The organism is Streptomyces sp. NPDC045899, from assembly GCF_056431485.1.
Window position 1 is genome coordinate 94,649 of the sequence record NZ_JBWKKP010000008.1, and the last position, 15,503, is coordinate 110,151.

Annotated in this window: 13 protein-coding genes; 7 read left to right on the forward strand and 6 right to left on the reverse strand. The window is 72.4% G+C overall.

Annotated elements, in window-relative coordinates:
* The 4 genes from AC07FT_RS14325 (at window position 1) to AC07FT_RS14340 (ending at window position 4,487) form a co-directional block, all read left to right on the forward strand.
* Entirely contained in the window at window positions 1–981 is a 981-nt protein-coding gene (locus AC07FT_RS14325) for an alpha-ketoacid dehydrogenase subunit beta (RefSeq protein ID WP_254751811.1), read from the forward strand.
* Between the two features lie 22 nt (window positions 982–1,003).
* Window positions 1,004–2,407, forward strand: coding sequence for a dihydrolipoamide acetyltransferase family protein (locus AC07FT_RS14330; protein ID WP_479176482.1), 1,404 nt, complete (start codon window positions 1,004–1,006; stop codon window positions 2,405–2,407).
* A 128-nt stretch (window positions 2,408–2,535) separates the two neighbouring features.
* Entirely contained in the window at window positions 2,536–3,195 is a 660-nt protein-coding gene (locus AC07FT_RS14335) for a GntR family transcriptional regulator (protein ID WP_479176483.1), read from the forward strand.
* Window positions 3,192–4,487, forward strand: a complete 1,296-nt coding sequence (locus tag AC07FT_RS14340; protein WP_479176484.1) for an MFS transporter — start codon at window positions 3,192–3,194, stop codon at window positions 4,485–4,487. Before AC07FT_RS14335 ends, AC07FT_RS14340 begins: the two co-directional genes overlap by 4 nt.
* Window positions 4,488–4,503: 16 nt before the next feature.
* On the opposite strand, the gene AC07FT_RS14345 is transcribed toward AC07FT_RS14340, so the two are convergent.
* Window positions 4,504–5,328 carry a maleylpyruvate isomerase family mycothiol-dependent enzyme gene (locus tag AC07FT_RS14345; protein ID WP_479176485.1) on the reverse strand — a complete coding sequence of 275 codons (825 nt, stop codon included), beginning with the start codon at window positions 5,326–5,328 and terminating at the stop codon, window positions 4,504–4,506.
* 140 nt (window positions 5,329–5,468) lie between these two features.
* Here AC07FT_RS14345 and AC07FT_RS14350 point away from each other — a divergent pair, with 140 nt between their 5' ends.
* Both AC07FT_RS14350 and AC07FT_RS14355 read left to right on the forward strand, forming a co-directional pair.
* Window positions 5,469–6,293 carry a carbon-nitrogen family hydrolase gene (locus AC07FT_RS14350; RefSeq protein WP_479176486.1) on the forward strand — a complete coding sequence of 275 codons (825 nt, stop codon included), beginning with the start codon at window positions 5,469–5,471 and terminating at the stop codon, window positions 6,291–6,293.
* A 14-nt stretch (window positions 6,294–6,307) separates the two neighbouring features.
* Window positions 6,308–8,128, forward strand: coding sequence for an NHL domain-containing thioredoxin family protein (locus AC07FT_RS14355; protein ID WP_479176487.1), 1,821 nt, complete (start codon window positions 6,308–6,310; stop codon window positions 8,126–8,128).
* Between the two features lie 22 nt (window positions 8,129–8,150).
* On the opposite strand, the gene AC07FT_RS14360 is transcribed toward AC07FT_RS14355, so the two are convergent.
* The 5 genes from AC07FT_RS14360 to AC07FT_RS14380 all read right to left on the reverse strand — a co-directional run bounded on the left by AC07FT_RS14360 (window position 8,151) and on the right by AC07FT_RS14380 (window position 14,563).
* Window positions 8,151–8,903: a helix-turn-helix domain-containing protein gene (locus tag AC07FT_RS14360; protein ID WP_479176488.1), complete on the reverse strand. Its 753-nt coding sequence runs from the start codon at window positions 8,901–8,903 to the stop codon at window positions 8,151–8,153.
* Between the two features lie 198 nt (window positions 8,904–9,101).
* Window positions 9,102–10,097, reverse strand: coding sequence for an NlpC/P60 family protein (locus tag AC07FT_RS14365; RefSeq protein WP_479176489.1), 996 nt, complete (start codon window positions 10,095–10,097; stop codon window positions 9,102–9,104).
* 332 nt (window positions 10,098–10,429) lie between these two features.
* Window positions 10,430–11,140, reverse strand: a complete 711-nt coding sequence (locus AC07FT_RS14370; protein ID WP_479176490.1) for a DUF4232 domain-containing protein — start codon at window positions 11,138–11,140, stop codon at window positions 10,430–10,432.
* Between the two features lie 198 nt (window positions 11,141–11,338).
* Window positions 11,339–13,270, reverse strand: coding sequence for an AfsR/SARP family transcriptional regulator (locus AC07FT_RS14375; RefSeq protein WP_479176491.1), 1,932 nt, complete (start codon window positions 13,268–13,270; stop codon window positions 11,339–11,341).
* Window positions 13,271–14,563 carry a M18 family aminopeptidase gene (locus AC07FT_RS14380; RefSeq protein ID WP_471192201.1) on the reverse strand — a complete coding sequence of 431 codons (1,293 nt, stop codon included), beginning with the start codon at window positions 14,561–14,563 and terminating at the stop codon, window positions 13,271–13,273.
* Window positions 14,564–14,744: 181 nt separating this feature from the next.
* Between AC07FT_RS14380 and AC07FT_RS14385 the strand changes: the two genes are divergently transcribed.
* Complete coding sequence (locus AC07FT_RS14385; RefSeq protein ID WP_479176492.1) at window positions 14,745–15,491, forward strand: TNT domain-containing protein; 747 nt, start codon at window positions 14,745–14,747, stop codon at window positions 15,489–15,491.
* The last annotated feature ends 12 nt before the right edge of the window (window positions 15,492–15,503 follow it).

Below are 15,503 nucleotides of genomic sequence, written 5' to 3' on the forward strand. Positions count from 1 at the left end.
ATGGCAGCCGAGAAGATGTCGCTCTCCAAGGCGATCAACGCATCGCTGCGCACCGCGCTCGAGAACGACCCCAAGGTCCTCATCATGGGTGAGGACGTCGGCAAGCTGGGAGGCGTCTTCCGGGTCACCGACGGCCTCCAGAAGGACTTCGGCGAGGACCGGGTGATCGACACCCCGCTCGCCGAGTCCGGCATCGTCGGCACCGCGATCGGTCTGGCGCTGCGCGGCTACCGCCCGGTGGTGGAGATCCAGTTCGACGGATTCGTCTTCCCCGCCTACGACCAGATCGTCACGCAGCTCGCCAAGATGCACGCGCGCTCGCTCGGCAAGGTCAAGATGCCGGTCGTCATCCGCATTCCGTACGGCGGTGGCATCGGTGCGGTGGAGCACCACAGCGAATCGCCCGAGGCGCTGTTCGCGCACGTCGCCGGGTTGAAGGTGATCTCGCCGTCCAACGCCTCCGACGCCTACTGGATGCTCCAGCAGGCCATCGGCAGCGACGACCCGGTGATCTACTTCGAGCCCAAGCGCCGCTACCACGACAAGTCCGAGGTCGACACCTCGGCGATCCCCGCCCCGCTGCACGCCGCCCGGGTGGCGCGGCCGGGCACCGACCTCACCCTGGCGGCCTACGGCCCGATGGTGAAGGTGTGCCTGGACGCCGCCGCGGCCGCCGCCGAGGAGGGCAAGTCGGTCGAGGTCGTGGACCTGCGGTCGATGTCCCCGATCGACTTCGACACCCTCCAGGGCTCCGTCGAGCGGACGGGGCGCCTGGTCGTGGTCCACGAGGCACCGGTCTTCCTGGGCACGGGTGCGGAGATCGCCGCACGGATCACCGAGAGGTGCTTCTATCACCTTGAGGCTCCGGTGTTGCGGGTCGGCGGCTTCCACGCGCCGTACCCGCCGTCGCGGCTCGAGGACGAGTACCTGCCGGGGCTTGACCGGGTGCTCGACGCCGTAGACCGTGCGTTGGCGTACTGAAGGGCTTGAGGAGATCGTGACGATGACCGCAGTCGAACAGCGCTTCCGTGAGTTCAAGATGCCCGACGTGGGCGAGGGGCTCACCGAGGCCGAGATCCTCAAGTGGTTCGTGGCCCCGGGCGACACCGTCTCGGACGGCCAGGTGGTGTGCGAGGTCGAGACCGCCAAGGCCGCCGTGGAGCTGCCCATCCCCTTCGACGGGGTGGTGCACGAACTGCGCTTCGGCGAGGGTGTCACGGTGGACGTGGGCACCGTGATCATCTCGGTGGACACCCAGCCGGGCGCCGGTGACGCGCCCGCGCCCGCCGCCGAGCCCGCCGCATCCGCCGCCGAGCCGGCCGAACCGGAGGGCCGCCAGGCCAACCTGGTCGGCTACGGCGCGGCGCCCGCCTCCACCAAGCGCCGTCCGCGCAAGCCGGTGCCGGGGCAGCAGCCGCGCACCGCGCCCGCGACCCCGGCCGCCGCGCCCAGGGCCCAGGCCCCGGCGCCCGCCCCGGTCGAGCCCGAGCTCAACGGGCACGGCCGCATCGGCGCCGCCCGTCCGCTGGCCAAGCCCCCGGTCCGTAAGCTGGCCAAGGACCTGGGCATCGACCTGGCCTCGATCACCCCGACCGGTCCGGACGGGATCATCACCCGTGAGGACGTCCACGCGGCGGCCCAGGCCGTGCCCACGGCCGAGGCGCCCACCGCCGTTCCCGCCGCCGCCGAGGCCGTGGCCCCCGGGGCCCGGGAGCGCCGGGTGCCCATCAAGGGCGTCCGGAAGGCCACCGCACAGGCCATGGTCAGCAGCGCCTTCACCGCGCCGCATGTGACGGAGTTCGTGACCGTCGACGTCACCCGCACCATGAAGCTGGTCGCCGACCTCAAGCAGGACCCGGACATGGCCGGGCTGCGGGTCAACCCGCTGCTGCTGGTGGCCAAGGCCCTGCTGGTGGCCATCAAGCGCAACCCGGACGTCAACGCCTCCTGGGACGAGGCGAACCAGGAGATCGTCTACAAGGACTACGTGAACCTGGGCATCGCGGCGGCCACACCGCGCGGTCTGATCGTGCCGAACATCAAGGACGCGGGCGCCAGGACCCTGCCCGAACTGGCGTCCGCCCTGGGTGAGCTGGTCTCCACCGCCCGTGACGGCAAGACCAGCCCGGCCGCGATGTCCGGCGGCACGGTGACCATCACCAACGTCGGCGTCTTCGGCGTGGACACCGGCACCCCGATCCTCAACCCGGGGGAGTCGGCGATCCTCGCCTTCGGCGCCGTCAAGCTCCAGCCGTGGGTCCACAAGGGCGAGGTGAAGCCGCGCCAGGTCACCACCCTCGCGCTCTCCTTCGACCACCGCCTGGTCGACGGCGAGCTCGGCTCCCGCGTCCTCGCTGACGTGGCGGCCGTCCTGGAGCGCCCCAAGCGCCTCATCACCTGGGGCTGACCCCGCTTCACCGCCACGGCCCGCCTGCCCGCGCAGGCGGGCCGTGGCGTTGTCACGAGTGTCCGCGGCGTCCGTATCGCGGACGGGGGATCCGTGTGCATACCTGATGTATCTATGATGTGCGCATCATGAGTCCCACTGACACGGCGATCAAGCCGCCGCCCGCCGCCGAGCGCGTCTACATCCACGTCAAACAGGCCGTTCTCGACCGCCGTTACGAGGGCGGCACGCTGCTGAGCGAGGGGGAGCTGGCCGAGGCCGTGGGGGTGTCGCGGACGCCGGTGCGGGAGGCGCTGCTGCGGCTGGAGGCGGAGGGGCTGCTGAAGCTCTACCCCAAGAAGGGCGCCCTGGTGCTGCCGGTCTCCGCACAGGAGATCGCGGATGTGGTGGAGACCCGGCTGCTGGTCGAGCAGCACGCGGTCGCCAAGGTGGTGCCCGCCGGGGAGCCGTTGCTGCGCCGGCTGGAGGAGCTGCTGGAGGAGCAGAAGGGGCATGCGGCGGCGGGGGACCTCGCCGCGTTCGCGGTCGCCGACCGCTGCTTCCACGCCGAGATCGTCCGGGCCGCCGGCAACGGCATCCTGGCCCAGCTCTACGACCAGCTGCGTGACCGGCAGCTGCGGATGGGGGTCGCCACCATGCACGCCGAGCCGGACCGCATCGCCAAGAACATCACCGAGCACACCGAGATCCTGACCGCCCTGCGTGCCGGGGACGCGCGCTCGGCCTCCGCCACCGTGCAGCGCCACATCAGCTGGGTGAACAACCTGGCCCGGGGTGAGGCCCGATGACCACCGCCCGGTTGCCCGGGGACCCACCCGGAGGGCGCCGCGCCGTCGCCGTATGGGGCCTCGGCGTCGGCGTCTACTTCATCGCCATCACCTATCGCACCAGCCTCGGGGTGGCGGGTATCGACGCCGCCGAGCGCTTCCACGTCAACGCCTCGGCGCTGTCCACCTTCTCCATCCTCCAACTGCTGGTCTACGCCGGGATGCAGATACCCGTGGGGCTGCTGGTGGACCGGCTCGGCACCCGTACCGTGCTGGCGCTCGGCGCCACGCTGTTCACCACCGGGCAGTTCGCCTTCGCGCTCTCCCACTCGTACCCGATGGCGCTGGGGGCGCGGGCGCTGCTCGGCTGCGGGGACGCGATGACCTTCATCAGTGTGCTGCGGCTGGGCTCGCGCTGGTTCCCGGCCCGGCGCGGACCGCTGATCGGCCAGGTGGCGGCGCTGATCGGGATGGCCGGGAACCTGATCTCCACCCTGGTGATCGCCCGGGCCCTGCACGACGCGGGCTGGACCCCGACCTTCGCGGGCAGCGCGGTCGGCGGACTGGTCGTGCTCGTCCTGGTGCTGGTGTTCCTCAAGGACCACCCCGAGGGGTACGAACCGGTGGCCGCGCCGCGCGGCGGCAAGGGCTTCGTCCGCCGTCAGATCGCCGCCGCCTGGCGGGAGCCCGGCACCCGGCTGGGTATGTGGGTCCACTTCACGACCCAGTTCCCGGCCATGGTCTTCCTGCTGCTGTGGGGGATGCCGTTCCTGGTCGAGGCCGAGGGGCTGTCCCGCGGCACGGCGGGTGAGCTGCTGACCCTGGTGGTGCTCTCCAATATGGTGATCGGCCTGATCTACGGTCAGGTCATCGCCCGCCACCACGCCGCCCGCGCCCCGCTGGCGCTCGGCACCGTCGCCACCACCGCCCTGCTGTGGGGCTCCGTGCTGGCCTGGCCGTCCGCCCACGCCCCGCTGTGGCTGCTGATCACCCTGTGCGTGGTGCTCGGCTCCTGCGGTCCGGCGTCGATGATCGGCTTCGACTTCGCCCGTCCGGCCAACCCGCCGGAGCGGATGGGGACCGCCTCCGGCATCGTCAACATGGGCGGCTTCACCGCCTCCATGACCACGCTGCTGGCCGTCGGGGTGCTGCTGGACCTCACCGGCGACAACTTCCGGATCGCGTTCGCCTCGGTCTTCGTCCTCCAGGCGCTGGGCGTCTCCCAGGTGCTGCGGCTGCGCGGGCGCGCGCACCGCCGGGAGCGCGAACGCGTCGTGGCGAGCCGCGTCGAGGCGGTGCACGTACCGGCGTGACGGCCGTCCGGAGGGGCTACGGCGTGAGCGCGAAGTGGTCGAGGATCGCCTCGGCGAGCTGCTGGTCCCCCTCGACCTTCACCCGCTCGGTGACCGCCTCGGGCCGCACCCGCCCGCAGGCCAGCCGCAGATAGGTCTCCCAGTCCAGGGTGAGCGTCACGGTCGGGCCGAGCGAGACGCTGCCGTCGATGCTGCCCTTGCCGTCCGCGTCCACCCGGACGGTCCGCATGAACTCCAGCGGACCGTGCACATCGAAGACCACCGCCGAGTGGGGCGCGGCGCCCGCGTCCTTGGCGACCACCTTCGGCAGCCCGGACAGCAGGGTGTCCCGGGCGATGAGGGCACCGGGGGAGTCCAGGTTGCCGGGCCGGTTCAGCGCCCGGCGCAGGTCCTGCTCATGCACCCAGACGTCGAACGCCCGCCGCGCCAGGGCCGCTTCGAGGGTCATCTCGGGGAAGCCGGGGACGCGCACCACGGTGTCCGGCTCCCGCTTCTCGTTCCGCAGCTGACGGGACCGCCGGATGACCGTGTACTCCAGCTCGGACGTCATCTCGGGTGCCGTGTGGCAGCGCCGGACGTCGACCTGGACCTCCATGTACCGCGACATCTCGTTGGTGACGTGGAACAGGTCGCGCGGCAGCGTGTGGATGGGACGGGGGTCGCCGAGCATCTCGCACTCGAGTCCGATCACATGCGAGACGACGTCCCTCACCGACCATCCCGGGCACTCGGTGCGGCGGTTCCACTCGTTCTCGACGAGCGGATTCACCAACTCCGATATAGCGTCGATGGAATGGGTCCAGGCGTCGATGGAGGTCTGAAGGCTGGAATGGACGGTCACGGGACCCCTCGGGCGGTTGGTGCGCGGGCTGGGTGCTGGTGTGTGGCTTCAAGTTACGCTGCCCGCGAGTGCCGGGGCAGTGCTTTCGGGTCCGATCGTAGGCCCGGTTGACGGTCTCCAACGCTGGGAGCGGTGGTAGTGTGCGAGCCTCTTTGGTCCAGATCCGCGTAGACCCGGACGAGTCCGCCGAAAGCCGCCGTGATCGCGCCGCGGACATCGTCCGCGCCCAGGGCGGCTCCGATCTGGTGGTGCTGCCCGAACTGTGGACGCTCGGGGCCTTCGCCTACGACTCCTTCGTCAGCGGCGCCGAACCGCTGGACGGCCCCACCGCACGCGCCATGGCCGCCGCCGCCCGGGACGCCGGGGTCTGGCTGCACGCGGGCTCCCTCGTCGAACGCAGCCCTGACGGCACCCTCTACAACACCGCCCTGGTCTTCTCCCCCGACGGCGCCCTGGTGAGCACCTACCGCAAGATCCACCTCTTCGGCTTCGACGAGGGCGAGGCCGTGATGATGGGCGCCGGCCAGGACATCGTCACCACCGGCCCGCGGGACGCCACCCTGGGCCTGGCCATCTGCTACGACCTCCGGTTCCCCGAGCTCTTCCGGCTGCTGACCGAGGCCGGGGCGAAGGTTCTGGTGATCCCGGCCGGATGGCCCGCCCGCCGCCGCGAGCACTGGCGGCTGCTGAACCGCGCCCGCGCCGTGGAGAACCAGGCGTACGTCCTGGGCTGCTGCTCCACCGGCACCCACGCCGGGGTGGAGCAGGCCGGGCACAGCGTCGTCGTGGACCCCTGGGGCGAGGTGGTCGCCGAGGCGGGGACCGCCGAGGAGGTGCTCACCGTCGAGCTGGACCCGGGCCGTGTCGACCAGGTCCGCACCGATCTCCCGGTGCTCCGCGACCGCAGGCTGGGGCTGCCCGCACCCGCCGCCCGGCCCCGGGGGAATGCCACCCCCGGGGGCTGATGTTTGATGGGGATATGGCTCCACGTGCACGCGTCCGCGCCCCCGAGCTGATCGGCGGGGGCGGCTGGCTCAACACCGGCGGTAATGACCTCACCCTCGCGGATCTGCGGGGGCGCATCGTGATCCTGGACTTCTGGACGTTCTGCTGTGTGAACTGCCTGCACGTCCTGGACGAGCTGCGCGAGCTGGAGGAGAAGCACCGCGACACCGTCGTGATCATCGGGGTGCACTCGCCGAAGTTCGTCCACGAGGCCGAACACCAGGCGGTCGTGGACGCCGTCGAGCGCTACGGCGTGCACCACCCCGTCCTCGACGACCCCGGGCTCGCCACCTGGAAGCAGTACGCGGTGCGCGCCTGGCCCACCCTCGTGGTGATCGACCCCGAGGGCTATGTGGTCGCCCAGCACGCGGGCGAGGGCCATGCCCACGCCCTCGAGGCCCTGGTGGCGCAGCTGGAGGCGGAGCACGAGGCCAAGGGCACGCTGCGCCGCGGCGACGGGCCGTACGTACCCCCCGAGCCCGTCCCCACCGAGCTGCGCTTCCCCGGCAAGGCCCTCCCGCTGCCCGGCGGCACCTTCCTGGTCTCCGACACCACCCGGCACCAGCTCGTGGAGCTGGCGGCGGACGGCGAGACCGTGGTGCGCCGGATCGGTGACGGCACCCGGGGGCTGGCCGACGGCGCCCCGGAGCGGGCCCGCTTCAGCGAGCCCCAGGGGCTCGCGGCGCTGCCCGACGGCACGGTCGCCGTCGCCGACACCGTCAATCACGCACTGCGCCGGTTCGACCCCGCCACCGGGGAGACCACCACCCTCGCCGGAACCGGCCGCCAGTGGTGGCAGGGCTCGCCCGACGGGGGCTCCGCCCGTGAGGTGGACCTCTCCTCGCCGTGGGACCTGGCCTGGTTCGCCGGCCGGCTGTGGATCGCCATGGCCGGTGTCCACCAGCTGTGGACCTACGACCCGGAGGCCGGGACGGTCGGGGCCGCCGCCGGGACCACCAACGAGGGTCTGGTCGACGGGCCCGCCGGGGAGGCGTGGTTCGCCCAGCCCTCCGGGCTCGCCGCGGCCGGGGACCGGCTGTGGGTCGCCGACTCCGAGACCTCCGCGCTCCGCTGGGTGGAGCGGGACGGCGACGGCTTCGCCGTCCGCACGGCCGTGGGCACCGGTCTCTTCGACTTCGGCCACCGGGACGGGCCGGCCGCGCAGGCGCTGCTCCAGCACCCGCTGGGTGTCACCGCGCTGCCCGACGGCTCCGTCGCGATCACCGACACGTACAACCACGCGCTGCGCCGCTACGACCCGGCCACCGACGAGGTCAGCACGCTCGCCACCGATCTGCGCGAACCGTCCGGCGCGGTCCTGGCGGACCGGGACATCGTGGTGGTGGAGTCGGCCCGGCACCGGCTGACCCGGTTGCGACTGCCCGAGGAGGCCGTACGGGTGGCGGCGGTGGCGCACCGCACGCAGCGCGCGGCCACCGAGATCGCCCCGGGCACGCTCCGGCTGGACGTGGTCTTCCAGGCGCCCGCGGGGCAGAAGCTGGACACCCGCTATGGCCCCTCCACCCGGCTGCTGGTCTCCGCGACCCCGCCCGGACTGCTGGCCCGGGGCGACGGCGCGGGCACCGACCTCAGCCGGGACCTGGTGCTGGCGGACGGGGTGACCGAGGGCGTGCTGCATGTCTCGGCGATGGCCGCGTCCTGCGACGACGACCCCGCCAACGAGTACCCGGCCTGCCATGTGCACCAGCAGGACTGGGGCGTTCCGGTGCGGATCGCCGAGGGCGGTGCGGTACGACTGCCCCTGGTGCTCGCCGGGATGGACGAGTCCGCCTGACGGGACTGCCGGTCAGCGGCGGTCAGCCGGGGCAGTTGGGCAGCTTGGTGTACTGCACCTGGTCGGCCCGGATCCGGATGGCCGGGATCCACACCTGTTCGCCGTCCTTGCTGACCCGGAACCACATGCTGCTGTGCCCGCCCGCCTCGTCGGTCACCGTGACGCCGTTGGCGATCCGGCAGTCGGCGCGCAGTACGTCACCGTGCCAGACCCGGTCCACGATGTTCGACGGGCGGTAGGCGAGGTACGGGTCCTCGGCCAGGCCCAGCGCGCAGTAGCGGGTGCGCTTGGTCCGGCAGTCCCGTTCGGCGTTGTGGACGGTGATCCGGGCGCTGTCCTTCGCCGCGGCGGGCTGGTCGGAGGAGTCGTCGCCGGAGGAGCGCAGGGCGAGGGCGGTGACCGTGGCCGCGGCGACGACCGCGACCGTGCCGACGGCCGCGAGGACCAGCCGCGCCCGTCCGCGCGGCGACGGGGAGGGCGTCCCGCCCTCCGGCCGGGCGGTGTCCCGGGCGGGCGCGGCGGTCCCGGCGGCGTCGCCGTCGGCCGGGCCGGCCTCGTTGGCCCGGTGCAGCAGCGCCACCAGTTCGGGCAGCCGGTCCTCGGCGGTGAACGAGAGCTTTCCCCACTGGACCAGGAGGCGTTCGTCGGGAAGGCTCTGTCCACGGAGGTAGCGGGAGAGCGAGGAGCGGCTGGCAGGCAGTCTGCGTTCCAACTCGCTCAGACTCAGGCCGAGTTCGCCATGCATATGGCGCAGTGCGGTCACGAATTCCCGCACCGGTCCCGAGAGTTGGCCGGGGAGCGGGGCGAGTGGTTTGCGGCGTGGGTTCTCCGGGCGGTTCGGATGCGCTGGCACGTCCACCATTGCAGCATGTGGATCATGGACATGGCGAGCGGCACGTCCACACCCCCACGGTGGACGTGCCGCTCGTTACAGGAACCGGATCAGGAGCGGATCACTCCGTGAACCGGCGCATCAGTCCGTGAACTTCAGCGGACGGTAGGGCTTGTACTCACTGCCCGGCTCCAGTCCGTACTTCCGGGTCGCGTGGTCCGTCCCGAAGTCGCCGCGCTGTTCGAAGGAGGTGTACGAGGTGTGGGCGGCGTCGTTCCACTTCTCGAACATCACCACATGGCGGGTGTTGTTGTCGCCCGAGGCGTCGATGAGCAGATCACCGGACTTGAGTTCGTTCAGCGAGATCGGCCTGGTGATACCGGAGCCGGTGAGCCCCACGGTGTTGGTGCCGGGGGCCTTCAGCCCCAGCGCCATCGAGACGAAACCCGAGCAGTCCTGCCGGTAGCCGTCCTTCCACAGCCTGGCCTGGCTGTACGGGACCCGGGTGCCGCCGTTGGCGGTGAGCCAGCCGGCGGCCCGCTGGAGGGCTTCGCCGCGGGTGCCGCCGGTCTGCGGCGGCTTCGGCGGCTGACCGCCGTTCTGCACGGGCACGCCGGGCAGCGAGTCCTGCGGGATGTCCACCGCGACGACGCTGAGGAAGCCGTTGACCGGTTCGGTGATGTGGGCCATGTAGGTCGAGCAGGCACCGTCCTCGCAGACCTTGCGCCCGGTGTCGACCTGGTAGTCGGCGGTGATCCGGTCCTGGCCCGCCGCACCCTGGTTGATCATCCCGACCGAGGCGGAGCCGGTGTCCGCGGTCTGGTGGACCACCCAGCGGGTGCCCCAGGTGGGGAAGTCGGCCGTGGCCGTCGCCTTGGTGCCGAACTCACCGCTGGTGGTCTTCAGCTTCAGACCCGGATCACCGGACCCGGCCCCGGTGTCACGGCTCAGGGCGCTCTTCCCGGCCGTCCTGCCCGCCGCGGCACCGGCCCGGTCGCCCTTGTCCGCCTTCGCGTCGTCTCCGCTGCCGCCGGAGCAGCCCACGAGTCCGGCGGCGCCGACACCGGCCGCGACGATCGTGGGAAGGACCGTGCGCAGCAGGGTCCGGCCTGGACGTTGCGCGGTGGAGTGCGTCATCTCGGAATCCCCCTGTCGATGGGCACCGGCCGTCCGCCGGTGCCTCCCGGTTGAGCCGCCGGGCCGATCCGCCGTGGCGACGGGATCCACTTTCGGCCGGGTGGAAGGGGGGTGCGGGGGCACCGGTGTCCCCTGGGACGTCCCGTTCCGGTCCACCGCTGTGACCTGCTGGGACATCCATGCGGGACGGTCGGTGCGGGACGTGCGGGGCGCGGGGGCGGGATATGACGGGACGGCCCCCGGCAGGGGGTGCCGGGGGCCGTCGTCCAGACGGGCAGCCGAGGGGGACGTCGGCTGCCCGGGTCAGGTGCGGGCGGATACCGCCCGTCGGGTCACCAGTCGAGGGCGTCGGAGCTGTCGCTCTGCCAGTAGGTGACCTGCGCGCTGTCGTCGATGTAGACCGAGCCGCCGGGCAGGGAGACGGAGGTGGCGGCGTCCTTGCCCTCGAGGTACACGCTCAGCTCGGTGACCTTGGTGCCGTTGGTGCCGGAGCCGTCGGCGCTGGAGGTGAGGATGCCCGCGTAGCCGGATTTGCCGGGCGCGAGGGAGACGACCGCCTGCGGCTTGGTCTCCTCCGCCTCGGGGGTGGCCGCCTGGGCGTCGTCGAAGCGCAGCGCGGGGAAGCCCGGGAGGTCGCAGGTGACGCCGGAGTTGTTGGTCGCCTTCAGCAGCAGGTGGTTGATCGGCCGGGAGACCTTGGAGACCGTCATCGACACCTTGCTCGGGTCACAGGTGGTGATCTTGCCGCTGGAGCCGCTCGCACCGTCCGCACCGGCGCTGCCGCTCGGGGCGGGAGCCTTGCCGTCGCTGCCGGACTGGGCGCCGCCCTGGGCACCGGCGTCGGCGCCCCCGGTGGTCGTGTCCTGCTGGTCGCCACCCTTGGCGCCGGCGTCGGCGGCGGCCGAACTCTGGGCGGCGCCGGAGCGCTTGACGCCGTCCGCGTCGTCGTTGTTGCACGCCGCGAGGGTCAGGGCGGCGGCCATCAGGGTCACGCTGGCGACGGCGGTGCGGACGGTGCGGGCGTTGACAGTGGCGATCGACATCGGAGGTTCCCCCTGTGGGTGACGTGAGCGGTGCTGCGGTCTTCCTGCGGTACGTCTCAAGACTGTCCGCTCCCGCTGGCGTCCGGCTGCCGCACGGCTGCCGGACCGCTAACGCCCCGCTAACGCGCCCCGTGGACGCTCCTTCCCGATGTCGTCACCAGGTGTGCTGACGGGCGGACGCACCGCCCGTCAGCAGCGTCAGCCGCCTCGCGGGAGCCCGCCCGGAGGCCCGTCCCCGCTGCCGTCGCCCTGGGCGAAGAGCTTCACCAGATCGCTCATCACGTAGCGGTTGGTGGCCTCCTCGTCCAGCAGGTGCATCTCCGCGAGCCGGTCCAGGGCGTCCTGGATCAGCTCCGGATCCGCCCCGGACAGCGCCGCCGCCTCCGCCGTGTTGACCTCCCGGGCGAAGCCGGTGCCCAGGGTGCGCAGCAGCGCGGCGTCGTCCGCGGAGAGCCGGGCCACCGAGTTGCGCAGCGCGGCGGCCACACCCGCGTCCTCCGCCGACAGCAGGGCGAGCCTGCGCCGCTCGTCGCGCAGGGCGGTGGCCAGCCGGGCCAGCCGCCAGCGGGGCCGGGCCATCAGCTGGGCCGAGGCGGCGCGCAGCGCCAGCGGCAGTCCGTCGCACAGGGCCACCAACTCCCGCGCGGCGGCGGGGTCCTCGGCGACCCGGTCCGGGCCGAGCAGCGCGCCGAGCAGCGAGATGCCGTCCTCCGGTCCGAGGGCGTGCAGCCGGGTCGGCCGGGCGGCGTCGGTGGCGATCAGCCCGTCGAGCCTGCTGCGGCTGGTGACCAGGGTGGCGCAGTGCGGACCGCCGGGCAGCAGCGGCCGTACCTGGGCGGAGCTGCTCGCGTTGTCCAGCACCACCAGCAGCCGCCGCCGGGCGACCAGCGAGCGGTAGAGCGCGGAGGCGGCCTGCGGCGAGGACGGTATCTGGTCGGGCGGCGTGCCCATGCTGTACAGGAACTCGCGCAGCACCTCCAGCGGTGTCGCCGCCTCACCGCCGCTGAACCCGCGCAGGTCCGCGAAGAGCCGTCCGTCGGGGAAGGCACCCGCGTAGGCGTGGCCCCAGTACACCGCGAGACCGGTCTTGCCGACCCCGGCGGGGCCGGTGACGAGCGTGATGCCGCCCTCGGACGGGAAGCCGCCGGGGGCGCCGCCGTAACCGCGGTCCGGTTCGGCGGGCAGCGTCAGCCGGGTCAGCTCCGCGAGCTCCTCGGTCCGCCCGAGGAACCCGGCCGGGGGCCGGGGGAGGAGTTCGGGCACCGGTCCGCCGGTCGCGGCCGCGGGGGCGGCGGCCGGATGGGCGGGGGCGGCGGCCGCCTGCTGGGCCACGGGCTGCCCCGCGCCGTCGCTGCCGCCGCGGCCGGTGTCCGCGACCGGTCCGGCCCGCAGGATCTCCTGGTACGCGGAGGTCAGCCGCTCCCCCGGGTCCACGCCCAGGTCGTCGGCGAGCAGTTCCCGGGTGCGGTGGAACCAGGCGATCGCGTCGGACTGCCGTCCGGTGCGGTACAGCGCCAGCATCAGGTCCGCGATCAGCCCCTCGCGCAGCGGCTGGGCGACGGCGGCGGGATGCAGTACGCCCGCGGCCCGGTCGTGCTCGCCGAGGGCCCCGTACGCCCGGGCCAGCGCCTCCACGGCGGTCAGCCGCCGCTCCTCCAGGGCGTGGGCCGCGGCGGCGAACGGCGGACTGGCCACCGTCCCGGTGAGCGCCGGACCGCGCCACAGCCCGAGCGCCTGGCTCAGCAGCTGGACGGCGTCGGCCGGGGCGGTCTCCGGCTGGGCGCTGGAGACCAGGTGGTCGAAGCGCTGGGCGTCGACCAGCCCTTCGGGCAGCCGTAGCAGATAGGCGGAGCCATGGGTGTTGAGCTCGACGCCCAGCTCACCGGCGCCGTGCTCGGCCAGCACCGCTCGCAGCCGGGAGACGTGCCCCTGGATGACGGTTTTGGCGTGGGCGGGCGGCTCCTCCTCCCACAGACTGGAGATCAACTGCTCCATGGAGACCGTCGAGTTGGGCCGCAGCAGCAGCATGGCCAGCACGCTGCGCCGTTTGGCCGCCCCCAACGGGACCTCGACGGCCGCTGCCGGGGGGCCGTTGGTCACCGTTACGGGGCCCAGCAGGGAGAAGTGCACTCAGCCCTCCAGGAATGCGGTCAGCGCCTTGGCGAGCAGCCTGGGGTCCTGCGCCCCGCACAGCTCGCGCGCCGAGTGCATGGACAGGATCGCCACGCCGATGTCGACGGTGGAGATGCCGTGACGGGCGGCGGTGATCGGGCCGATCGTGGTGCCGCACGGCATGGAGTTGTGGGAGACGAAGCTCTGCCAGGGCACCCCGGCGCGCTCGCAGGCGGCGGCGAACACGGCCCGCCCGGCGCCGTCGGTGGCGTAGCGCTGGTTGACGTTCACCTTCAGGATGGGACCCCCGTTGGGACGTGGGTGGTGGCCGGGCTCGTGGCGCTCGGCGTAGTTGGGGTGGACGGCGTGCCCGGTGTCGGAGGAGAGGCAGACGCTGCCCGCGAAGGCCCGTGCCCGCTCCTCGTAGCCGCCGCCGCGGGCGAAGACCGAGCGCTCCAGGACGTTGCCGAGCAGCGGACCGTCGGCGCCGGTGTCGGACTGGCTGCCGTTCTCCTCGTGGTCGAACGCGGCGAGCACGGGGATGGCGTCGAGACCGGACCGGCCGGACGCGGCCACCAGCGCGGCCGTACCGGCGTGCACCGAGAGCAGGTTGTCCATCCGGGGACCGGCCACCAGTTCGCGGTCACGCCCGAGGTACGCGGGCGGCTCGACACTGTGCACCATCAGGTCCCAGCCGCCGATCTCATCGGCCGCGACACCGGTCTCCTCGGCGACGAAGCGGAGCAGATCGCCCTCCTCGACCTCGCCCAGGCCCCAGATCGGCGTCATATGGCGCTGCTTGTCCAGCTTGAGGCCCTCGCTGTTGACGGACCGGTCCAGATGCACCGCGAGCTGGGGCACCCGCAGCAGTGGACGGTCGACGGCGACCAGCCGGTGGGAGCCGTCTCTGAGGGTGATCCGGCCGGAGAGGCCGAGGTCGCGGTCGAGCCAGGTGTTGAGGAGGGCGCCGCCGTAGATCTCCACGGCGATCTGGCGCCAGCCGTGCGCCCCGGTGTCGGGAATCGGCTTGACCCGCAAATTGGGAGAGTCGGTGTGAGCACCCACGATTCGGTACGGAGTGGACGGGCTCGCCCCCTCCGGCACGTACCACGCGATGATCGCTCCGCCCCGCAGCACATACCGCCCGCCTGCCTCGCCGTCCCAGGCGGCGGTCTCCTCGACCTGCCGGAAACCTGCCTTTTCCAGGCGCTGAGCGGCATTTCCCACCGCGTGGTACGGCGATGGGCTGGCGCGGAGGAAGGACATCAGGTCATCGGTGTGGCCGCGGTCGATGCCGGGGTGTGCGCTCATGTGCTCAGCATAGATTCGGACCGGCCCCGCGACCGGGCGGCCCGGGAAGGGAACCATCCGGGGGGCGGTGTTGGGCCGATCTGATGAAAGCACGTCAGCTAAGGCTATGAGTCCGGCAAATACGCCGATATTCCCCGTGACCGCTCCCTCGTACTGAGTCGCACGCAAGGGGAAAGACCGGATGCGCGTTCTTCGACACGTCCTCGTTGTCCTGGGGTCGCTGCTGCTGCTGTGCAGCGGTGGCTCGGCTGTGGCGCAGCCCGCCGCCGGGTTCGTCGCCATGGGGCTGGTTCCCTCCTCTTCCCAGGCCGGTACGTCCGACCCGAAGACCAGCGGTGGTACGGGCGGGGGTGGTAACGGGCGCTCGGTGCCGTGTCCGATCGCGGACCGTGTGGGGGGCACGAACAGCGCGCCCACCAATCCGCAGCAGTACTACGAGGGTGACTGGCGGCTCGGCCCCCGGTACCTGCCCCGCACCGGCCCGATCGGCCGGATGCTGGAGGGCTACCAGCGGCTGGACGGCTACCGCACCTCCGCGGCCTTCCTCAACTGCTACTGGAACGAGACCACCAACGGCTGGTGGTACCCGTACCCGGACGGCTGGACGCTGCTGAACGGCGAGCCGCTGAAGACCACCATCTCGCTGCGGACCGGCCAGAAGGTGGATCTCTTCGGCAGCGGTTTCGGTCATTTCCTCGCTCCGGCCGGAACCCCCTACACCGAGCGCGCGCTGCCGCCGAGCAACCTCAACACCCTCGACCCCAACTACCCGTTCGGGTATCACCTCTACAAGGTCACCAAGCCCTTCCTGGTGGAGGCGGGTCCGATCCGGTCCTGGTTCGGCCAGCCGGGAGGCGGTCTCCAGTACCTGACCGGCCCGACCGTCGCCCAGCTCGTCGCGGCCGGGAACCTGACCGCGCTCAACTGATCGCGGATGCTG